This is a genomic window from Actinocorallia longicatena (assembly GCF_039534125.1).
Taxonomy (GTDB): domain Bacteria; phylum Actinomycetota; class Actinomycetes; order Streptosporangiales; family Streptosporangiaceae; genus Actinocorallia; species Actinocorallia longicatena.
Window position 1 is genome coordinate 37,890 of record NZ_BAAAUV010000029.1, and the last position, 20,366, is coordinate 58,255.

The 20,366-nt window shown below is 69.5% G+C and carries 23 protein-coding genes; 11 read left to right on the top strand and 12 right to left on the bottom strand.

Translation table 11 applies throughout. The features are described from left to right. Positions 1–563: 563 nt before the first annotated feature. Entirely contained in the window at positions 564–1,466 is a 903-nt protein-coding gene (locus tag ABD785_RS34905; protein ID WP_344837153.1) for a GntR family transcriptional regulator, read from the bottom strand. A gap of 187 nt (positions 1,467–1,653) precedes the next feature. On the opposite strand from ABD785_RS34905, the gene ABD785_RS34910 reads away from it, so the two are divergent. Together ABD785_RS34910 and ABD785_RS34915 are read left to right on the top strand one after the other, a co-directional pair. Beyond that, entirely contained in the window at positions 1,654–2,166 is a 513-nt protein-coding gene (locus ABD785_RS34910; protein WP_344837156.1) for a hypothetical protein, read from the top strand. Between the two features lie 2 nt (positions 2,167–2,168). Continuing rightward, complete coding sequence (locus ABD785_RS34915; RefSeq protein WP_344837158.1) at positions 2,169–2,582, top strand: hypothetical protein; 414 nt, start codon at positions 2,169–2,171, stop codon at positions 2,580–2,582. A 31-nt stretch (positions 2,583–2,613) separates the two neighbouring features. On the opposite strand, the gene ABD785_RS34920 is transcribed toward ABD785_RS34915, so the two are convergent. The 4 genes from ABD785_RS34920 to ABD785_RS34935 form a co-directional block, all read right to left on the bottom strand. Further along, positions 2,614–2,913, bottom strand: coding sequence for a MerR family transcriptional regulator (locus ABD785_RS34920; protein ID WP_344837160.1), 300 nt, complete (start codon positions 2,911–2,913; stop codon positions 2,614–2,616). After that, positions 2,910–3,398, bottom strand: a complete 489-nt coding sequence (locus ABD785_RS34925; protein WP_344837163.1) for an ATP-binding protein — start codon at positions 3,396–3,398, stop codon at positions 2,910–2,912. Before ABD785_RS34925 ends, ABD785_RS34920 begins: the two co-directional genes overlap by 4 nt. A gap of 316 nt (positions 3,399–3,714) precedes the next feature. After that, positions 3,715–4,884 carry a helix-turn-helix domain-containing protein gene (locus ABD785_RS34930; RefSeq protein ID WP_344837165.1) on the bottom strand — a complete coding sequence of 390 codons (1,170 nt, stop codon included), beginning with the start codon at positions 4,882–4,884 and terminating at the stop codon, positions 3,715–3,717. 344 nt (positions 4,885–5,228) lie between these two features. Next, positions 5,229–6,392, bottom strand: coding sequence for an MFS transporter (locus tag ABD785_RS34935; protein ID WP_344837168.1), 1,164 nt, complete (start codon positions 6,390–6,392; stop codon positions 5,229–5,231). 125 nt (positions 6,393–6,517) lie between these two features. On the opposite strand from ABD785_RS34935, the gene ABD785_RS34940 reads away from it, so the two are divergent. Continuing rightward, positions 6,518–7,258 (top strand): DUF3152 domain-containing protein, encoded by a 741-nt coding sequence (locus ABD785_RS34940; RefSeq protein WP_344837171.1) that lies wholly within the window; start codon positions 6,518–6,520, stop codon positions 7,256–7,258. A gap of 36 nt (positions 7,259–7,294) precedes the next feature. Further along, positions 7,295–8,029, top strand: coding sequence for a polyphosphate--glucose phosphotransferase (gene ppgK, locus ABD785_RS34945; protein ID WP_344837174.1), 735 nt, complete (start codon positions 7,295–7,297; stop codon positions 8,027–8,029). Between the two features lie 65 nt (positions 8,030–8,094). On the opposite strand, the gene ABD785_RS34950 is transcribed toward ppgK, so the two are convergent. Next, the gene (locus ABD785_RS34950; RefSeq protein ID WP_344837177.1) at positions 8,095–8,580 is read right to left on the bottom strand and encodes a MarR family winged helix-turn-helix transcriptional regulator; all 486 of its coding nucleotides are present in this window, start codon (positions 8,578–8,580) and stop codon (positions 8,095–8,097) included. 65 nt (positions 8,581–8,645) lie between these two features. On the opposite strand from ABD785_RS34950, the gene ABD785_RS34955 reads away from it, so the two are divergent. Further along, positions 8,646–10,277: a DUF3237 family protein gene (locus tag ABD785_RS34955; protein ID WP_344837180.1), complete on the top strand. Its 1,632-nt coding sequence runs from the start codon at positions 8,646–8,648 to the stop codon at positions 10,275–10,277. A gap of 9 nt (positions 10,278–10,286) precedes the next feature. After that, complete coding sequence (locus ABD785_RS34960) at positions 10,287–11,867, top strand: CocE/NonD family hydrolase (RefSeq protein WP_344837183.1); 1,581 nt, start codon at positions 10,287–10,289, stop codon at positions 11,865–11,867. 4 nt (positions 11,868–11,871) lie between these two features. Here ABD785_RS34960 and ABD785_RS34965 read toward each other — a convergent pair whose 3' ends face one another. The 4 genes from ABD785_RS34965 to ABD785_RS34980 form a co-directional block, all read right to left on the bottom strand. Next, positions 11,872–12,237 carry a hypothetical protein gene (locus tag ABD785_RS34965; RefSeq protein WP_344837186.1) on the bottom strand — a complete coding sequence of 122 codons (366 nt, stop codon included), beginning with the start codon at positions 12,235–12,237 and terminating at the stop codon, positions 11,872–11,874. 71 nt (positions 12,238–12,308) lie between these two features. After that, complete coding sequence (locus tag ABD785_RS34970) at positions 12,309–12,755, bottom strand: SRPBCC family protein (protein WP_344837189.1); 447 nt, start codon at positions 12,753–12,755, stop codon at positions 12,309–12,311. 82 nt (positions 12,756–12,837) lie between these two features. Continuing rightward, a complete protein-coding gene (locus tag ABD785_RS34975) occupies positions 12,838–13,917 on the bottom strand; it encodes an acyl-CoA dehydrogenase family protein (RefSeq protein ID WP_344837191.1) in 1,080 nt (359 codons plus the stop codon). Continuing rightward, positions 13,914–15,119, bottom strand: a complete 1,206-nt coding sequence (locus tag ABD785_RS34980; RefSeq protein WP_344837194.1) for an acyl-CoA dehydrogenase family protein — start codon at positions 15,117–15,119, stop codon at positions 13,914–13,916. Before ABD785_RS34980 ends, ABD785_RS34975 begins: the two co-directional genes overlap by 4 nt. Before the next feature lie 176 nt (positions 15,120–15,295). On the opposite strand from ABD785_RS34980, the gene ABD785_RS34985 reads away from it, so the two are divergent. Together ABD785_RS34985 and ABD785_RS34990 are read left to right on the top strand one after the other, a co-directional pair. Then, complete coding sequence (locus tag ABD785_RS34985; RefSeq protein WP_344837197.1) at positions 15,296–16,801, top strand: LVIVD repeat-containing protein; 1,506 nt, start codon at positions 15,296–15,298, stop codon at positions 16,799–16,801. Then, positions 16,798–17,475, top strand: a complete 678-nt coding sequence (locus tag ABD785_RS34990) for a DUF305 domain-containing protein (RefSeq protein WP_344837199.1) — start codon at positions 16,798–16,800, stop codon at positions 17,473–17,475. Before ABD785_RS34985 ends, ABD785_RS34990 begins: the two co-directional genes overlap by 4 nt. On the opposite strand, the gene ABD785_RS34995 is transcribed toward ABD785_RS34990, so the two are convergent. After that, complete coding sequence (locus tag ABD785_RS34995; protein ID WP_344837202.1) at positions 17,465–17,707, bottom strand: hypothetical protein; 243 nt, start codon at positions 17,705–17,707, stop codon at positions 17,465–17,467. The two genes, ABD785_RS34990 and ABD785_RS34995, sit on opposite strands and share 11 nt — an antisense overlap. 161 nt (positions 17,708–17,868) lie before the next feature. Between ABD785_RS34995 and ABD785_RS35000 the strand changes: the two genes are divergently transcribed. Together ABD785_RS35000 and ABD785_RS35005 are read left to right on the top strand one after the other, a co-directional pair. Beyond that, entirely contained in the window at positions 17,869–18,810 is a 942-nt protein-coding gene (locus ABD785_RS35000; RefSeq protein ID WP_344837204.1) for a MerR family transcriptional regulator, read from the top strand. Between the two features lie 99 nt (positions 18,811–18,909). Beyond that, on the top strand, positions 18,910–19,293 hold the full coding sequence (locus tag ABD785_RS35005) for a DUF742 domain-containing protein (RefSeq protein WP_344837207.1): 384 nt from the start codon (positions 18,910–18,912) through the stop codon (positions 19,291–19,293). A gap of 26 nt (positions 19,294–19,319) precedes the next feature. On the opposite strand, the gene ABD785_RS35010 is transcribed toward ABD785_RS35005, so the two are convergent. Continuing rightward, the gene (locus ABD785_RS35010; RefSeq protein ID WP_344837210.1) at positions 19,320–19,787 is read right to left on the bottom strand and encodes a TY-Chap domain-containing protein; all 468 of its coding nucleotides are present in this window, start codon (positions 19,785–19,787) and stop codon (positions 19,320–19,322) included. Positions 19,788–19,975: 188 nt separating this feature from the next. Between ABD785_RS35010 and ABD785_RS35015 the strand changes: the two genes are divergently transcribed. Then, on the top strand, positions 19,976–20,338 hold the full coding sequence (locus ABD785_RS35015; protein ID WP_344837212.1) for a group I truncated hemoglobin: 363 nt from the start codon (positions 19,976–19,978) through the stop codon (positions 20,336–20,338). The last annotated feature ends 28 nt before the right edge of the window (positions 20,339–20,366 follow it).

Below are 20,366 nucleotides of genomic sequence, written 5' to 3' on the forward strand. Positions count from 1 at the left end.
CCGACCCGCCTCAAGAGAACCGGGTGATTCCTGTGGGAAACGAGGGTAGGGAGCCTTAATCATGCCAACCGATCGTGTCTTGGAATACCTGGGCACGATCGGGCAAGGTGGTGGACTAGTCTTGTTCGGGATCGTAGTTGCGGCGCTCCTATGCGCCAGCTTGCTTGTTGCTGTCGCAACCCGCAACCGCGTTACCGAAGGCGAAATCCACTTCCGCATGATCGGGCTTTCAGTCAAGTGGAAGGCTTCAGCCCCTGAGGTTGACGCCTCCGCACCGCGGCCTTCTAAGAAAGGTCGCAACTAAAACTGTCACCTAAAATCGGGAGCTAAATGGAATTTCCCCAGCGGACCGTTTCCGCTTCCCGGGACATAGGAGCTGAGTCCGGCAGCGGGTCGCTTCGCGCCTTAAATTCATTTGTGTCTTGACTGATAGTAACGCTGTATTCTCAGAGCGAATTGACCGGCGGCACCAGGTGCCGCCGGTCTTCTTTTTGCAGCATGGACGGAACCGAGCCGCTCCACCCAGAGAATTCCCCAGCAAGGCTGCGTGACGAGCCACTAGCTCAGTGCTCCAAATACAGACGCACGCCCGAGGCTGGCCACGTCGATTTGGTGAAATCCAAAGGCATTCCTGTCGCATCATAGGTGATGGTGTCGCGCTGTATCACCATCGTGTGCGGAGTGAGCATGAGCGCCAGCCACTCCCATTCCTCAGCAGCACGCCCAAGGATCGTGGTGCGGTGGGAGCCCACCGGCCGCATGAGACATCGAGAAAGAGCGTCCTGCCACGCGCCCGGAACCTCTTGGGGCGATCCCAGGAGCGTCCGTTCAGCCAGGGAAGCCGGAAGGAAAGACGACCTCAGGCAGACGGGCACTCCCGCCGGGTCCTGGAACAGGCGATGCCGCGCTATCACGGACATACGCGGATCGGACAGAGACAATGCCGCCGCCACGTCCGGAGAGGGCATCTCAGAGCGCACCGTGAGGGTAGCCAGGACCAAGCGCGTAGCAGCGTCGGAGGCGATCGGCACGAATTGCAACGTCCGGGGCGCCGCAGGACCGCCGGGGAAACGCGCCAGCGTCGAAGGACCGCCCAGCGGCTCGGCATCGGAGTATTCAAGCTGCGTTTCAAGAATGTCGTTGATGATGGCGAGGGCTCCGTCTTTGACGAAGTAGCCCACACCGGGCTTGGAGATCGCCACTCCCCGTTCCACCAAAGCAGTCAGCGCTTTTCGCGCCACCGTGTCGGAGACACTCCCCAAATGCGGCTTACTCAGCTCACGGACACTTGGCAAAGGCCGACCGGGAAGGTACACACCGCGCGCAATCTCACGCATGAGATGGACGGTCAATTCGGGCACCAAAGATCCCCGTCTTTGCGGATGCCGGAATGGTTCCGGCTCAATCACCTTGCGGGGATGCACGCCCAATGCGGGACCGTCAAGGCTCTCGTCATGGCCGGACACGGCCACCTCCTCTCCTAGCCGTCACGCCCGTGACCTGCGGTTTAGCACTCGATCACCGCCGACCCTAGCGCAGAACCCAGGGGCGGACCACAGGGAAATCACACTGAGCCCCTTCACACCGCCCTGACTCAGGAGCATGCTAACGATCAACCACACAGGAACCACGGAGAACACGAGGGAGCATCACATGAGTCCAGACGAGCTGCTGCGGAGCGTGCCCGAAGACTGGAGTCTGTCAGGGGGCGCGCAGTATGCCGCCGCCGGTCCAGAGGTGCCCGCGACCTGGGCTGTCTCCGTGGGTGCTTGCGGGCCGGTCCGGATCAGCTACCTGATCGGCCACCGGCCGGGGCACCCCGGCAAGCCCTATCTCTTCCACGCCGAGATCACCGAAGACATGCGGGGGGACCTCGCCCAGACGTCCCTGCAAACGGGCGCCCTGCGAGAGGACCAGACGCGCGCTGAGTGGCAGACGTCCGACCAGCACGGATGGTGGGCCCTGCGCGGCCACGGCCGCCAGCGCTACCACCGTCTGAGCCTGTCGGGCATGCACGGATCCTGGGCTGTGCGCGCAACCCTGCTCACGCTGGTCCCCGATGAGATCTGGCGCCGGATTGAGGCGCATACCGAGGAGTGGATGGAGCAATTCAACGAAACGAACACTGATCCCACCGGTCCGACCTTCACCGAGACATTCAGGTGAATGTGAAAGTGCCTGCCGAATTTCCTGACCCCGCCCTGATCCATGATCATCTGCGCAAAGTCATGACGCATGGCGCACGCGCTTCCGTCCTCGCCACCTACGCGCCCGAATTGGTGGACCTGCTCGTTCCCGGCGCTGATACGGCCCTACACGGCCGGGCCTACGATGCCGAGCAGGCCATTCGCTCTGGCATCTCCGCAATGCCCTCAGAGCGCGCTGAGGCGCTCCGTATCCTCTTCGAGCTTTCCAGCCCCACCCACACAAGTCTCGAATCCCGAAGACGGTCGGCCGCTCGCAGACTCGGGCTTCACCCCACAACCTTCCGGAAGCCTCACCATGAAGGTATCCTCGTTCTCGATCTCGCAATTTCGGTCTATGCGCATCTACGAGGAAACGGCGGCGCGGTCAACGCCTGAAACGCGAAGAGGTCTGGTCGGTTAGATCCGCTCAGGCCCCTTCGCTCTTCACGTCAACTTGTCTTTGGCCTGCTTTTGCTCGCATCGTTAGAGTCGGACGCAGTTCACGTGCCGAAATTCCATGATCCAGCGTCAGTCTCATCAGCAACGTGACATCGTAAGCATTTAGCAGATAGTGACCATTGACGACGACATGGCGGATCAAGCCATCGCGAGCCAGTTCCCTAAGAATTCTCGCGGACACGTTGACGCTTTCTGCCGCAGCACGAGGCGAGTAGATGTACCCACCTATGAGCCATTCGTCATCGGTCGCCGCTGAATCGGGATTCACCGGACCTCCCCAGGTGAATTCGCCCTTATCGCCTCGATCTCCGCCCAGACGACCTTGCGACCATTGACGGTGTGATAGAACCCCCATTGCTTGGATAGGGCTTGAACGATAAATAGGCCTCTCCCGCCCTCGGCGAGTTCTTCGAGCCCGTCTTGAATTTTCGGGGTAGCTAGGTCGGCATCTTCGACCTCGATCATTATCGACCGCGTCTTAAGCAGCGCCAAGCGCAGGTTGATTATCTGGGTTGGCTCATCTCGCGGACCGACAGTCGCGATAGTGCCGGTAGCTTTAATGGCATTGCCGCATAGCTCGCTGATCACGAACTCGGCCATTTCGCACGTGGCTGTGCTTAGCTGCCACTTTTTGGCAGTGTGTTTCGCGAACACCCGAGCGAGCTTCGCCGCAGTACCGACGGCAGCCAGGTCCATACGGTTCGTGTCGATGGCGCCTGTGGGTTCCCTCACAGCAGCCACCTGCCCGCCCATGCCTTAGGATCTTCCATAGCCCGATCTCCGTTCGGGTCAGACCCTGGGAGGCCCGGTGTTAGCGCACCGGCCCAGGGTCGCCTTGACCGCGTCACGCTCTCTCGAATCGCGGAAAGCGTTCACGCAGTACCAGCCAAAGGGCGCGAAAGGGTGAACTCACTTCGCTGTGACCGCGACATGAGTGCTTAACGCTCTTGATTGCCCGCTAGCGGGTATGCGTCGCCATGGCTTTGAAGGTAATTGGTACCGGCTACCTTGTCATTGGCACTCTCGCGGAGAGACTCTCAGAAGTACCCCAGAGAGCTATCAGCCCTGGTCAGTACTCCAAGTGAATCGAGTCTGCCAAGCTCCGCATCTCGGGTGTCAGCGTACGGCGACGGCTAATGATCGTCCCAAGGACATCATGCGCCCCTCGCTGGTTCTCGATCCACTCAGGGGCGTTTCTCCTGATATCGGACAGGACGTCGAAAGCATCTCCGTACTGGCGGAGGCGCGTATGGGCTTTGGCAACGTCCAAGCGGTGCCGGTGGACGCTGCTTGCTTTCGACCGGAACTCACTCGCAGGTATCTGCTGTGCGAGCGTAAGGACACGGTCTGGCCTGTCTTCAACCATGGCGTTCTCTGCTCTGCGCATCGCCACCTTGATCGGACCGAAGGTCCGCACGAAATCCGATGGGGGCGCGAACTCGCGCCCCAGACCCGCACTGGCAGCAGCAGCCAGTTTCAGGGCGTCTTCTGCGTCTCCCGGTTGGTTGTTTCGTACAGCAGCAGTCGAGACACGCAACATGAGGCCGCCCCATGTAGCAAGCTCCGCCATCGTCGCGCGCGAGAACCGGGGCTCAATCTCGTCAGCCCAGCGAGAGGCGAGATCCAACGACTGCTGGATTTGTCCTTGCCGCACGAGAAGCCAGCATCGCGTGTTGATTGCCGCAGCGGCATCCAGTCGTTCCGGTGCATCGTCTAGTGCTCGGTTCAGGGCCATGTCAGCCGCTTCGAACTGCCGCACTTGGACGAGCAGCAATCCAGCAAGGTGCAACGCTCTAGTACGAACGTGCCTGCCCTCTACGCCGAGCGCGTCAGCATCGCGAAGTAGGGCAGGGAGCACGGCGCCAAGCTCGCTGTACCTGTTCTCAGTGAAGAGCGGCTCAGCGGCTTCCACAGCGGCCCCAAGGCCCGTGGTTGTCGGGAGTTCTTCCGACGTTGACGCATGCCGACCGAGCAGGGCGTTATGCACGGACGTCCATCGGCCCATGACATCAACCTTGGACTTCTCATGTCCCTCACGGACGATCAACTCAGACGTCGGTACTCGAAGGGCAACGGCCAGCTTTCGCAGGGTCTCGACGCGGGTGTCTCCTCGCTCGTTCTGCTCTAGCTTCCGGAGCAGAGAAATCGAGACGCCTGATAGGGACGCAAGTTCTTTCTGGGTTAGTCCCCGCCTCTTGCGGACGGTTTGGATGCGCTCTCCGAGAGACTCAACTGCCATGACCCGAACCCTTCCGGGGCGAGAGGAAAAGCCCTGTTCAAGCCATCGTAGGCGGGCGTTTGCTCACTCCGCCCTGGTACGGGCGGATTCCCCCTCATGGCTCCTGCTAGTGGGAGCCATGAGGGGGAGCCAACACAGGCAACCGTCGCCCTACGAGTCTCGACGAACACCGATTCACCGAGCAGCGTCCTTGCAGGTCAGAGCGATACCCTCAGACGGGCCTCGACTGGCACAGACTGGCCAACGTCAGTCGGCGACCGACGACAACCTCGCGAGGTGCGTGCCTGGGCGCCGCGCAGTAGGGCAGTTGACTTTGAAACAGCCCCTAGACCCTGGGTCCGGTCTCAGGCGTCCGGGGAGGGGAGCCTGCGCTGCAGGAGGATCCCGCCGATCGCCAGCACGATCAGCAGGGGGACCACGAGGAAGGCGCGGTGGCTGCCGGAGGCGTCGGCGAGGGCGCCGAGGGCGAAGGGCCCGATGCCGACCCCGAGCCCGGCGTACAGGGACGCTCGGGCGCCCGCCTCGTCCGGCCGGTTGCCCGAGGTCGCGTGCAGCAGCGCCACGCACATCGGGAAGTGGACCGACACCCCCAGCCCGGAGACGATCAGGCCGAGATAGCCCAGCAGCGGGGTGGTCGCCAGCCAGAACAGGAGCCAGCCCGCCCCCGTCAGCGCCATCGCCCCGACGAGCAGCGGGGCCGGGGGGTAGCGCAGCGACAGCCGGGCCCCCGCGACCCGGCCGGCGGCGACGCCCGCGGTGAAGGCGGTCAGCCCGGTCGCGGCCGTCGCGGGCGACAGCCCGGCCTGGTCGGCGAAGAGCTTCGCGCCCCACAGGTTGAAGCAGAACTCCACCGCGGCGGCGCAGAACAGCACGGCCCCGGCGAGCTGGAAGCGCGGGCCGAAGGGGACGCGGGCGCCGGAGGGGCGCTCGGGCATGGGCACGTCCTTCACCCAGTGCCGGCCCAGCGCGGCGGCCACCACGACGGTCATCAGCGGGGTCACGAGCATCGCGGCCCGCCAGCTCGCGGACGTCCCGGCCAGGACGCTCAGCAGGAAGGTCGCGCCGATCCCGACCGCGACCGCGACGGCGTTGGCCTCACTGATCGCCGAGCGCCCCGCGGACTCGCTGTGGTGGTCGGTGAGCGCGGCCATCCCCGAGTAGAGGGCCAGGGATCCGGCGTAGCTGGCGACGGTGAATCCCGCCAGGGTCACCGGGAGGACGGGCCAGGCGATGATCGTGAGCACGGCGAGGTCCATGACCGCGAGCCCGGTCCAGGTGACCCTGCGGCGGCCGTACCGGCGGGCCAGCGAGGGCAGGCTCAGGCCGCAGGCCACCCCGCCGATCGCCAGGGCCGTCCCGTGCAGCCCCGCGACGGCCTGCGAGGTGTCCTGCTCGATGCGGAGCAGCGGAAGGGCGGCGCTCAGTCCGTAGAGCATCGTGGCGAACGTCGACATCTGCAGATAGACCAGCCAGGTGGCCGGATCTCGCACCAGGCCACTGGTTCGCACGGACACCAAGAACTCCCCGCCAGTTATGACATAAATCGACAAAAGGTATCACGCTGGCCGTCCTCACTCACCGTCACCACCGCTAAGATCAACTCGCCACAGGGCATCCGATCGGGGGAGCGGACATGCAGGTCAGCAGAGGTTCGGCGGTCGCCGTCGCGGGAGGTGCGGCCGTCGCCGCCGTCCTGGGATGGATCGCGATCCGTCCCACCGAGCCGAGGCCCGTCGCCGCCGGATCACCGGCCGTCCGGGCGCCGGCCGTGGTGCCCGAGCCCACCAGAACCCAGCGCGTCCGCACCGTCAACGGGCGCCGCCAGCCGCCCGTCGTGCGGGCGCCCGAGTCGGCCTCCGGCCGCTACCGGACCGTTCCCGGCGGTGACCCGGCCCCGCGCGGCCCCGGCCGGACCGTCCGCTACCTCGTCGAGGTCGAGCGCGGCCTGCCGTTCGATCCCGAGGAGTTCGCCGCGGCGGTCCACGCGACCCTGACCGACCCGCGCGGCTGGGGCGAACGCTTCCAGCGGGTCGCCCGCGGGCCCGTCGAGATCCGCGTCTCGCTCAGCAGCCCCGCCCTGGCCCGCTCCCGCTGCCTCCCCCTCGACGTCGGGCTGAGCCTGTCGTGCTGGCAGCACGGCCGGGCCGTGATCAACGCCGACCGGTGGGGGAGCGGGGCGCCGAGCTACGGCCGCGACCTGGCCACCTACCGCGAGTACGTCATCAGCCACGAGGTCGGGCACGGACTCGGCCACGGCCACACCACCTGCCCGCGGCGCGGCGCGCCCGCCCCCGTGATGGTCCAGCAGACCAAGTCGCTGTACGGCTGCCGCCCCAATCCCTGGCCGCACCGGACGGCTCGTATCGATCGCTGAGGTAGCGATCTTCGTTGAGCGGGTAATAGGCGGAGCATGCGTGTACTCGGAATCGATGTCGGCGGCACCGGAATCAAGGGCGCACCGGTGGACCCGGCCACAGGAGAACTGGTCGAGGAGCGGCTCAAGCTCCCGACCCCACGGCCCGCCGCCCCCCGCGCCGTCGCGAAGGTGGTGGCCGAGGTCGCCTCCCACTTCGGGGAGAGCGGCCCGGTGGGCGTCACCTTTCCCGGGGTGGTGATCGGCGGGGTGGTGCACAGCGCCGCGAACGTCGACCCGTCCTGGCTGGGGGTCGACGCGCAGGAGCTGTTCGGGGAGGCCCTCGGCCGCGAGGTCCGCGTCTGCAACGACGCCGACGCCGCGGGCCTGGCCGAGATGCGTTACGGCGTCGGCCGGGACGTCCAGGGGCTGGTCATCATGACCACGCTCGGCACCGGCATCGGGAGCGCGCTGTTCATCGACGGCGTCCTGGTCCCCAACACCGAGCTCGGCCATCTGGAGATCCGCGGCAAGGAGGCCGAGAAGCGCGCCTCGGAACTGGTGCGCGAGTCCCATGACCTGAGCTGGGAGGAGTGGGCCGACCGGCTGAGCGAGTACTTCCGCACCCTCGAGGCGCTGTTCTCGCCCCAGCTGATCATCATCGGCGGCGGGGTCAGCAAGAAGAGCGAGAAGTTCCTGCCCCTGCTCGAACGCCTGCGGGCGCCGATCGTCGCCGCGGCGATGCACAACAACGCCGGGATCGCCGGAGCGGCCCTGTACGCCACCGGCTGAGCCGGATCCGAGCCGCGACGGCCCCGTCGCGGCTCGGTCGCCGAAGCCCGTTGCCGAAGCCCGTCTCAGTCGGGCGGGCGGGCGGCGACGATCCCGCGGAGCATCTCGGTGAGCGCCCTGCGGTCGGAGAGGGACAGGCCCGCGAACCACTGCTGCTCGCGGACCGCCTGGTGGGCGAAGGCCTCGGCGACGGCCGTCTCGCCCTTCGCGGTGAGGGCGATGGTGATCGCCCGGCCGTCGGTCGCCGATCTGCGGCGCTCGGCGAAGCCCTCACGCTCCAGGGTGTTCACCGCGTTGGTCACGGCCGAACGGCTCATCACCGACAGCTCCGCCAGCCTGGCCGGCATCGTCGGGCCCAGCAGCCAGAGCTTGAACATCAGCCGGAATCCCGGCAGCGTCAGCCCACGCGGCCGGTGGATCGCCGACTCCAGATCGTTGATCATCAGATAGGCGGCGTGCAGCAGGTTGTAGGCCAGCGAGAACGTCTCGACGTCGGCGCCGGGAACCCGCTCGGGCAGCCCCCGCCGGGCCATCTCCTCGTACTTCTCCATTGCGCCCCCGGGTCGTTCTGCCCCATATTGTTACGGCCATAACAAGTGACCGTGCGGGAGCAGGGATGCGGATCATCATCGCAGGAGCCGGGATCGGCGGCCTCACCACCGCGCTGAGCCTCCACGCCGCCGGGATCACCGACGTCGTCGTCGACGAGGCCGTCCCCGAGCTGAAGCCGCTGGGCGTCGGCATCAACCTCCTGCCGCACGCCGTCCGCGAGCTCACCGAGCTCGGCCTCGCCGACCGGATCGCCGCCATCGCCGTCCCCGTCACCGAGCTCCTCTACGCCAACGGGCTCGGCCAGGTGATCTCCCGTGAGCCGCGCGGCACGGCCGCCGGATACCGCTGGCCGCAGTACGCGGTGCACCGGGGCCTCCTGCAGATGCTGCTCCTCGAGGCCGTCCGGGAACGGCTCGGTCCCGGGGCGGTGCGGTGCGCGAGCCCGGTCACCTCCCTCGACCACGACGCCGACCTGCTGGTGGGCGCAGACGGCATCCGCTCGTCGATCCGCGCGGCCCTGCACCCGGGCGAGGGCCCGCCGCTGTGGAACGGGCTCACCCTGTGGCGCGGCACGACCAGGGCCGCCCCGTTCCTGACCGGCCGGAGCATGGTCATGTCCGGCGACGGCACCCGCAAGTTCGTCGCCTATCCGATCTCCGCCCCGGACGCCGACGGCCGTGTCCTGCTCAACTGGATCGCCGAACAGCCCACCGAGGGGGCCGAGGCCACCGGCGACTGGAACCGCGCGGCCGATCCCGCCGAGGTCGCCGCCCGCTTCGCCGACTGGGACCTCGGCTGGCTCGACGCCCCGGGCCTCATCGCCGCGGCGAAAGACGTCTACGAGTACCCGATGGTCGACCGCGACCCGCTGCCCCGCTGGACCCGGGGCCGCGTCACCCTCCTCGGCGACGCCGCCCACCCGATGTACCCCGTGGGATCCAACGGCGCCTCCCAGGCGATCATCGACGCCCGGGTCCTCGCCCACGCCCTCGCCACCGGCGGAGGCCCGCAGGCCTACGAGGAAGAACGCCGCGAGGCCACCGCCGCGATCGTCCACGCCAACCGCGGCCTCGGCCCCGAGACCGTCCTGGCCCTCGCCGGGGAACGGGCCCCGCACGGCTTCGACGACATCGAACGGGTCATCCCGCGCGCCGAACGCGAGGAGATCTCCCTGCGCTACAAGCGCCTCGCCGGATTCGACCCCGCCGCGCTCAGCGAGCGGCCCTCCTGGACCGTCCGCCCGGCGCCCGCCCTGGAACGCCTCGCGACCTTCCGGGTCACGCTCGACCCCGTCCTCGCCCTCGGCCGCACCCCGTGGGGAGAGCGGAAGGTCATCGGCATCACCGGCGGCTCCTTCGACGGTCCCCGGCTGACCGGGACCGTTCTGCCCGGAGGGGCCGACTGGCAGGTCGTCCACGACGACGGAGCCGCGAGCATCGACACCCGCTACACCCTGCGCACCGAGGACGGAGCCCTCATCTACCTCCAGACCAGGGGCCACCGGCACGGCCCCGAGGAGGTCATGGAACGGCTCGCCCGCGGCGAGGACGTCGACCCCGGCGACTACTACTTCCGGCTCGTCCTGACCTTCGAGACCGCCCACCCCGGCTACGCCTGGCTTGGCAGGACGGTGGCCGTCGCCACCGGCCGCCGCGAGGCCTCCGCCGTCGTCTACGACGCCTACACCCTGAGCTGAGGAGCCCGCATGAGCCGCACCCCCCTCCGCGTGACCACCGTCCACGGCCAGCCGGTCACCATGCGCGACGGCACGGTCCTGCGCGCCGACCTCTACCGCCCCGACGACGACGCCACCCACCGCACCGTGCTGGTCCGCTCCCCCTACGGGGAACGCACCGCGCGCTCCCTGCCGATCATGCCGATGCTCGACGCGGGCCTCGCCGTGATGTTCCAGCACTGCCGGGGCCGCGGAGACAGCGACGGGACCTTCGCGCCCTGGGTGCACGAGGGCCCCGACGGGGCCGACACCGTCGACTGGATCACCGCCCAGCCCTGGTCGAACGGCGAGGTCGCCGCCACCGGCGTCTCCTATCTCGCCGGATGCGCCCTGCAGGTGGCCGCCGCACGGCCCGGTCAGGTCAAGGCCGTGGCCGCGACCATGACCCCGCATGACTTCTACGACGGCCTGACCTACCACGGCGGCGCGCTCGCCCTGGCCTCCGCTCACTACTGGAGCGCTCTGCAGGGGCTGCTCGGCGCCGTCCACGCCGCCGGACAGGGCGACGCTTCGGCCTACGAGCTCATCGGGGCGCAGTTTCCGCTCCTGGCCGACGGCGCCGCGGCCGCCGAGGTCCCGCCGCTCCGCGACGCACGGGTCGCCGGGGCGTTCCCCTTCTGGCGCGAGTGGGTGGACCACCCCGAACGCGACGCCTACTGGCGGGAGCTCGCCGAGTCGCTCCCGCACGATCGGATCACCGCATCCGTGCTGCACACCGCCGGCTGGTTCGACGTGTTCCTCAAGGGGACCCTGGAGAATTACCGGCGGATCCCCGGCGGAGGCCTCGTCATCGGCCCGTGGACCCACCTCACCCAGGACGTCTCCGCGGGAGAGCTCCTGTTCGGCGCCGCCGCGTCCGCTCAGATGGCGATGCTGGAGGAGATCCAGATCGGCCGGCTCGCCGGACGTCCCGACGCGGGGCCGCCCGTCCGGATCTTCGTCATGGGCGCGAACGTGTGGCGCGACGAGGAGGCCTGGCCCCCGGCCCGCGCCGAGCGGCAGCGCTTCCACCTGCACCCGGACGGCCTGCTGTCGCGCGAAGCCCCGACCGCGGACGCCGCGCCCACCCGCTTCCCCCACGACCCGGACCGGCCGGTCCCGACCCACGGCGGCCCGCTCCTCACCCCGGACCCGCGCAACGTCGGCCCCCGCGACCAGCGCGCGAACGGTCCCCACCCGGGCGTCGTCACCTTCACCACCGCCCCGCTCGAGCACGACGTCGAGGTCACGGGCCCGGTCTCCGCCACCCTGCACGGCACGACCACGGCCGCGGGCGCCGACTGGACGGTCAAGCTCGTCGACGTGTGGCCCGACGGCCGCGAGATGAGCGTCATCGACGGCATCCTCCGCTCACCCGCGGCCGACCACGTCCACGAGGTCGACCTCGTCGCCACGAGCCAGCTCTTCCCGGCCGGCCACCGCATCCGCGTCGAAATCGCCGGCTCCAACCATCCCCGCTTCGACCTGCACCCCTGCCTCGAACCCGCCGAGCAGACCCTCTTCCACGACTCCGCCCGCCCCTCCTTCATCACCCTCCCGGTGATCCCCTAGACGCTCAGCCGCGGGAGCGGGCGGCGTCCCTGGCGGACTGGCAGAGGGGGCAGCAGCCGGGGCAGACCGTGGCGTCGTGGCCCTCGCCGGGGGAGTGGGCGGTCAGGGCGCTGTGGCCGCAGGCGCCGACCGGCATGCCCATCAGCTCGGTCAGCGGGGCGTCGGGGGGCTGGGCGCTGCCGCTCTGGCCGCAGTTCGTGCAGCGGTAGCGCCAGGCCTCGCGCGTGCCCGGTTTGGCGGGGGTCCGCGCGGCGTTGTACATACCGGCCGCGCGGGGCGGCGGCAGCTCCTCCAGATCGATCACGTGACGGGTGCCGCAGGAGGGGCACGCCGAGGAGACACGGACCTTCATGGGCGGGTGAGTGGTCATCTGTGTCCTCCGTCGTTGTGGCGGGATCCTGCCCTCCGTCCTACCTCCTGACGCCGGGAACGGCCACCCTCTCAGGGCGCCAGGCCGTCCAGGACGGTCTTCATCCGGGCCGCGCCCTTGTCCGCGAGATCGGTGAGGGAACCTTTGAGGAACGGGACCGCGAGCCGCGCTAGGCCCTTGAACCTGAACTCGACCTGGTACTCCACCCGGGTGCCGCCCCGGTGCGGGCGGAAACGGATGTCGTCGACGGAGGTGACGGTCTTGTTCTCCCCGACGAGCCGGATGCCCGTCCCCGGCCGCAGCTCGACGACCTCGTAGCAGAGCGAGGTCTCGCGGCCGCGGAAGGAGGAGACGTTCTCGAAGCGGGTCCCCACCGTCACCGGAGTGTCGGTGGGGCCGATCCTACGGCAGCTTACCGTCCCCGGATCCCACTGTTCGGCCGTGGTGAAGTCGGTCAGGAATCCGGCGACCGTCGCGGTGGCGGTCCTGGTGTCGATGGTGCGGCTGAGCGTCGGCATGCTCGTCTCCTCGGGTCCCGGCGGTGCTCCCTCCCTGTCTTCGTGCCGGGACCCCGGTCCGGTTGCCTGCGGTTCGCCGGAATCAGGCGAGGCCGAGCCCGGCGGCGAGCCGGGCCCGGTGGACGCGCGTGGGGCCGAGCAGATGCTGGGCGGCCTTGGCGCGCTTGAAGTACAGGTGGGCGTCGTGCTCCCAGGTGAAACCGATTCCGCCGTGCAGCAGCAGATGGTCGCGGGCGATCTCGAACGCCGCCGGGCCGACGTAGGACTGGGCGAGCGCGGCGGCGACCGGGAGCTCCGCCGGATCGTGGTCGGCGGCCCACGCCGCGTACCGGACGATCGACTCGGCCTGCTCCAGCGTGCAGTGCATGTCCGCGAGCCGGTGCTTGACCCCCTGGAAGGAGCCGATGAACCGGCCGAACTGAACCCGGATCTTGGCGTAGTCGACGATCGCGGTCAGGCAGCGGCGCATGACCCCGAGCTGCTCGGCGGCCAGGGCGACCGCCGCCAGATCCAGGACGGGCGCGAGGGCGTCGCCGGCCGGGCCGATGAGGGTGCCGGGCGTGCCGTCCAGGACCACCCTGGCCTGCGAGGCCGTCGGGTCGAGGCCGGTCAGCGGGGTCCGGGTCAGGCCGGGTGCCCCGGCTTCGACGGCGAACAGCAGCGGCTCCCCGTCACGGACCGCGGGCACGAGGATCAGGTCGGCCTGGAGGCCGAAGGCGACGTTCGGCAGCGTCCCGGACAGCAGCCCGGTCGCGGTGGCGGCCGGCGCCGGAGCCGACGGCAGGGCCAGGGTCGCGACCGTGGTCCCGGCGGCGATCCCGGGAAGGAGCCGGGCGGCGGTCTCGGGGCCGGAGAGCCGTCCGATCGCGCCGGCCGACAGGATCGCGGAGGCCAGGTAGGGGAGCGGTGCGAGGGAGGAACCGAGCTCCTCCATGACCACGGCGACCTCGCCGAGGCCCGCCCCCGCCCCGCCGTGCTCCTCGGCGACCAGCAGCCCGGTCACGCCGAGGTCGCCCGACAGGCGTCCCCACAGGCGGGGGTCGAAGGCGGTGCCGGGGTCGTCGGCGATCTCGCGGACCCGGCTCGCCGGGCTGTCGGCGGCCAGCAGCGCCCGGACGGCGTCAGCCAGATCGTTCTGCTCGGAGGTGCGCAGGAGGTTCATCGGCCGGTCTCCTTCTGGGTGCCCACTTTGAGGTCGCGGAAGGGGATCTCCCTGTCGACCTGAGGTTCGCGCGGCAGGCCCAGGACGCGCTCGCCGATGATGTTGCGCATGATCTCGTTGGTCCCGCCGCCGAGGGCCATGCCGGGCGCCCAGGTCAGGGCGCGGGCCGTGGCCTCGGCGTCGAGCCCGCCGGAGGACTCCTCGAGCGGGTCGTAGGCCAGGGGACCCAGCAGGTCGGCCGCGGCCGCGGCACTGTCGAGGGTCAGCCGGGCCAGCAGGAGCTTGCTGATCGAGCCCCGCGCGCCGGGATGCAGACCGGCCTTCGCCTCCTGGCTCAGCCGGGCGTTGAACAGGTCGAACGCCCGCTCCTGGAGGTAGAGGTCCAGCAGGCCCTCCCGGACGGAGGGGTCCCCGGTGAGACCCTCGGCGCGGGCCCGCTCGGCCAGGGCCTCGAACGACGCGGCGCGCTGGGTGCCCGCGCGTCCGGTGCCGATCGAGACGCGTTCGTGCAGGAGCGTGGTGACCGCCGCCTGCCAGCCGCCGTTGACCTCGCCGACGACCTGGTCCAGCGGCACCCGGACGTCATCGAAGAAGATCTCGTTGAAGTGGGAGAGACCGGTCATGTCGCGCAGCGGCCTGACCGTCACCCCGGGGTCGTGCATGTCGATGACGAACATCGTGATGCCGCGGTGCTTGGGGACGTCGGGATCGGTGCGGGCCACGAGCAGTCCGTAGTCGCAGAACTGGGCGCCGGTCGTCCAGACCTTCTGCCCGTTGACGACCCAGGCGTCCCCGTCCAGGACGGCCTTGGTCTGGAGCGAGGCGACGTCGGAGCCCGCGCCCGGCTCGGAGAACATCTGGCACCAGATCTCCTCGCCGCGCAGCAGGGGCCGCACGTAACGCCGCTTCTGCTCCTCGGTGCCGATCGACACCAGCGTGGGCCCGCACATGCCGAGGCCGATGCCGAACGGGGCCAGCGGCAGGGAGTGCCCCTCGGCGGCCTTGTGGAACGCGCGTTCCTCGGCGACGCCCAGCCCCTGCCCGCCGTACTCCTTCGGCCAGGTGATGCCGGAGAAGCCCGCGTCGTGGAGTTCGGCCATGAACTCGCGGGCCTTCGCGACTCCCGAGACGGTCTCGAAGGAGGCTGACCGCTCCGACAGCCAGGCACGCGCCCGTTCCTGGAACTCCGCAAGCTCGTCCACTTTTCACTCCCCATGAGTAGAACGCGATTCGGTTTTATCGAAGCGGGCGGCTTCCTTTCCGTCAAGCCCCACCTTTTTTGCTAGCCGACCGGCTAGGTCTTGTGGGGTCGTAACGAAGCACTTATGTTGCCTTTGGGAAAAGTTACCCACCGGAAACGTGGCGTCGAGGAGCAGCGATGCGAGCTGGAGAACCGGGCGGCCGCGACTTGCGGCAGCGCACCCGAGTGAGGTTCGGCGCCGCACTAGTGGCGATCGCGGCGGCGGTCTCGCCGGCGGCCGCGGGAGCCGGGACGGCCGGAGCCGCCGCGGGGGTGAGCACGGCCGTCCCCCGGGCCAAGTGCGGACCGGGCTCCTCCGCCGAGACCGGGCTGCAGGGCCAGGTGCCGCTCGCCGACCGCAGAAGCGGCCGCAGCCGCCAGGGCTACCGGTGCAACCTCGAACTCGTCTCCCGCTATCAGGGGCAGGGCCAGGGCACCATCGGCGCCTCCTACGGCAAGTGCCAGTACCTCGGCACCATCCTGCCGAGCGCCGTCACGGCCAAGAGGCCGGGCGTCAACGTGGTCGACATGTCCGACCCGCGCAAGCCCCGGCTGTCGGACTCCCTGCTCAGCCCCGCCACGCTCGGCGGGACCTGGGAGACCCTCAAGGTCCACCCGGGCCGGGGGCTGCTGGCCGCGGTGTCCGTCGGCGCCGCCACCGGCGGGTTCTTCGTCTCGGTGTACGACGTGAAGACCGACTGCCGCCACCCGCGCCTGCTCAACGGCGTCAAGGGCACCAAGCTCACGATGCCGGGCGCCTTCCCCGGCCACGAGGCGTCCTGGTCGCCCGACGGCCGCACCTACTGGACGACCGGCCTGCTCGGCGGTGCGATCGCCGCGCTGGACATGACCGATCCGCGCAAGCCGAAGGTCGTCTACAACGGCCTCACCGGCATGGTCAACCACGGCGTGAACGTCAGCCCGGACGGCAACCGCGTCTATGTCGCCAGCTCCAGCATCCCCGCGGGGATCGTCATCTTCGACTCCAGCGACATCCAGCGCCGCAAGGCCCATCCGCGGCTGCGGCGGGTGTCGGAGACGACCTGGCGCGACGGCATCGTCAGCCAGTACGCGCTGCCCTTCACCGACCGCGGCCGCCGCTACATGGTCGCCGTCGACGAACTCGGCTCCGGCGGGGCGCGCTTCTTCGACCTGTCCGACGACCGCAGGCCCAGGCTCGTCCGCAAGCTGAAGCTCGAGATCAACCGGCCGGAGAACGTCAAGGCCAGGGTCGCCGACCTCGCCAGGAACGGGATCTTCGGCTACGACTCCCACTACTGCACGCTCGACCGCACCGCCGATCCCACGACGATGGCGTGCGGATGGGCGCAGTCCGGCATCCGGGTGTTCGACATCCGGGACCTGCGCAAGCCGCGCGAGATCGCCTACTACAATCCGCCGGCCCAGACGGGCAGGCGCGCGAAGCTCGTCAACTCCGCGCACGCGTTCGTCCCGTTCGGGGGCTACTTCTCCGACATCCTCAACGCCACCCCCGACGGGCAGCCGCTCTACACCGGCGAGACCGACATGACCGCCGACTGGTGCATGTCGCCGCCGCGCTTCGACGGCGACCGTCTCTGGGTGGCCTGCGACGACAACGGCGCGCTGCTGCTGCGCTTCACCAACGGAGTCCACCCGCGATGACATGGACGCCCCGGCGGCCGGGACGGGTGTTCTCGGCCGTCGCGTTCACGGTGATCGGCGCGGTCGCCGCGCTCCTGCTGACCGCGGCCGGGGCTCTGCCCCGCGACCGGGAACGCCTCCCCGCGGCGGGTCCGGTCGACATCGGGTTCAGCCAGGACATGATCGTCCATCATCAGCAGGCCGTCACGATGGCCCAGGCCGTCCTCGGCCGGGTCAGCCCCTCGGTCGCCCAGCTCGCGACCGGGGTCGAGCTCAACCAGATCCGGGAGATCGGGCAGATGCAGGGCTGGCTGAACCTGTGGGACGCCCCGCAGGTCTCTTCTGGCCCGGCCATGACCTGGATGTCCGGCCATCAGGGCCACGGCGGTGCGGACGACAGTGGTGCGGACGACAGTGATGCGGACGACGGCGCCATGCCGGGCCTGGCCTCGGTCGACGAGATGAACCGGCTCGGCGAGCTCGAGGGCGACGACCTCGACGCCTACTTCCTGCAGCTGATGATCCGCCACCACGAGGGCGGCCTCGTCATGACGGCCGCGGCCGCCAGGGACGCCACTGATCCGCACGTCCGGGCCTTCGCCGTCATCATCGCCACCGAGCAGCGACAGGAGACCGCGACGATGTCCGGGCTGCTGTCGGCGCTGGGCCGCGAGCCGCTTCCGCTCAGCGGCTGAAGGCGTGGCACTCCGTGGTGGCCCGCGCCTCGGTCACGCCGAGCGAGGTGTAATGGGCGACGCACTTCTGCTGCGAGGCGGTCAGCTCGACCCGCCCGCAGGTCGTCACGCTGGAATAGGTGCGGCAGTCGGTCCGTCCGGGAGCCGCCGAGGCCGACGCCTGCGGGCCGACGGCCAGTAGAGCCGAACCGGCGACGAGCGCCCCCGTCATCATCAAAGCACCGAATTTCATGATTTCCCCCCTGCTTTCCGTCACCAAAAGATATGCGCGGCCCCGGAAAGGGGGGTCCCCCTCTGTCCTTTCATTACCAAACAAAGAGAATACGGAATGCGGTGCCGGGGGAGCGGGGGCGGGCTTGCGCCTCCCCCTAGGGGAGCGGGAAGGCTGGGGGCATGGACGGCACGACGCTCTACTCGATCGGGGATCTGGCCCGGATGACCGGCCTCACGGTCAAGGCCATCCGGTTCTACTCCGACGAGGGCATCGTGCCGCCCACCGACCGCAGTCCCGCCGGCCACCGCCGCTACGACCCGGACGCCGCCGCCCGTCTCGGCCTCATCCGCACCCTGCGCGACCTGGACCTCGACCTGCCCACGATCCGGCGCATCGTGGACCGCGAGGTCCCCCTCGCCGTGGTCGCCGCGGCCCACGCCGACGCGCTGGCCGTGCAGATGCGCCTGCTGCGGATGCGGCACGCCGTCCTGACAGCGGCGGCCCGGCGCGGCTCCACTCCCGAGGAGATCGCCCTCATGCACCGGTTCGCCAAGCTCACCGAGTCCGAACGCCACCAGCTCGTCGCCGACTTCCTCGACACGACCTTCACCGGCGCCGACCTCCGTTTCGACGGCATCCGCCGCTCCCTGACCCCCGAACTCCCCGACGACCCGGACTCCGCCCAGATCGAGGCCTGGATCGAGCTCGCCGAACTCACGCAGGACCGGTCCTTCCGCGCCCTCCTGCGCACGCTGTTCACGACCCACGCCGACGACGACGCCCGCCATGCGGGGCCGCCCAGAAAGCACGTCGTCGCCCTGGTCGCCGAGCTCGTCCCCCCGGCGCTGGCCGCGGGGCTCCCGCCCGGCTCCCCGGGGGCGGCCACGATCGTCACCGAGGTCACCACCGCCTACGCCGCCTTCCGCGCCCACCCCGACGACGAGGCCCTCCGCCGGCGCCTCGCCGCCTACCTGACGGCCGCTGGCGACCCCCGCCGCGCCCGGTATCTCACCCTCCTGTCCACCGTGAACGGCTGGTCCCCGCCCGAGGACCCCCGGCCCGCCCTGGCCTGGTTCCTCGAGGCCCTCCGTGCCGGCGAGCCCACCGGAGCAGAGGGATGATTTGTTCCATTAATGCGAATCGCGTTGAAAGGGGGGCGTTCGCAGCGGACTATGGTGTGACGCACGTCATAGTCGTGGGCGCGCAGGGAGAACGGGCAGGTGGCCGTGGACAGGCCGAGGGAGCAGGTGACGGGGAGGGACGCCGGGCCTGTGGCGCGGCTGTACTCGCTCACCGGGGGGCGGACCCGGGCGACGGGGGTCAGGCTCGACCTGGTGACCCTTCTCGTCGCCACGTGGAACCCGGTCGAACCGGTGATGCGGCTGGCCCGTGAGCATCACCGGCTGCGGTCCCTGTGCCGGGAGCCCGCCACCGTCGCCTTCATGGCGTCCGAGGTGGACCTGCCCGTGACGATCGTCAAGGTGCTGCTGGGCGACCTGTTCAACCTCCGGCTCGTGCAGGAGGTCCCGCAGCAGATCCAGGAACCGGCGCGCTATGACCTCGCCATCCTCGAGGACGTCCTGAACGACCTGGGCGATCTGTGACGTCCGGGCCCCGGCAGGGGGTCCGGTCACGGGGCATCGCCCGGGCGGTACTCGAGGTCGGCCGCGCGGCCGACGCACTGGACCTCGTGCAGGGCCACGCCGATCACGCAGGCGACGGAGTCGACGTCGGGCGGGCCCTCGAGCTCGGCCCACCAGCGGGGTTCGCTCGCCTCGGCGGGCGGGCTCTGCCATCCGGCTGAGCGGAGCCTCTGCTCGTCGAGGGCGGTGAAGCCGAGGGGCGCGCCCCGGCCGGCGGGGAAGCGCAGTCCCGGCGTCTCCAGGTGGAGGCCGTTCCGCGCCCCGGCCTCGATGGTGACGTCGCGCCGGGGGTCGTGACGGTCCCGGACGGTCAGCGGCGCCTCGGGGGCGGGCGGAAGGCGTCTGCCCAGGTCGAGGATCCCCACCCCGAACCACTGCAGGATGCCCGAGCGCCGGGAGGGGTCGCTCCCGAGCCCTCTGACGATCTCCGTGGGCCGCTGCGGCAGAGCTTCCATGATCCCTCCAGGGGCGGGCGACCATGCCGGACGGTCGGGCGGACCGGCGACCGTGGGGGTCTTGTGATTTCCGGGTGCGGTGTGCTCTCATGAGGGCGCCCCGGCAAAGATACGCAGATGCGTCCGGAGTTTCAACGTATCAACGGGTGTTCTCGACCCCGGATGAGAAAAGACGGAGAGGCCTCTAGATGAGCATCTACGATGCGATCGGCGGTGCCGGCGCGGTGAGTGTCGCGGTCGACGACTTCTATATCCGGGTGATGGCCGATCCGGAGCTGGCCCCTTACTTCACCGGTACGAACATGAGCAGGCTGAAGGCGCACCAGCGGGCCTTCCTCACGGCGGCCGTCGGCGGTCCCGAGCTCTACCGGGGCCGGGACATGGCCGCGGTGCACGCCGGCCTCTCGATCAGCGACGCCCACTTCGACCGGGTGGTCGACCACCTCGTCGTGACGCTGGCGGGGCTCGGCGTGCCGGGGGAGACGATCACCGCGATCGGACAGGCGCTCGCCCCCCTGCGCGCCGAGATCGTGACGCGAACAATGGCATGAGATCGCAGCGAATCCGGAATTGCGAGAG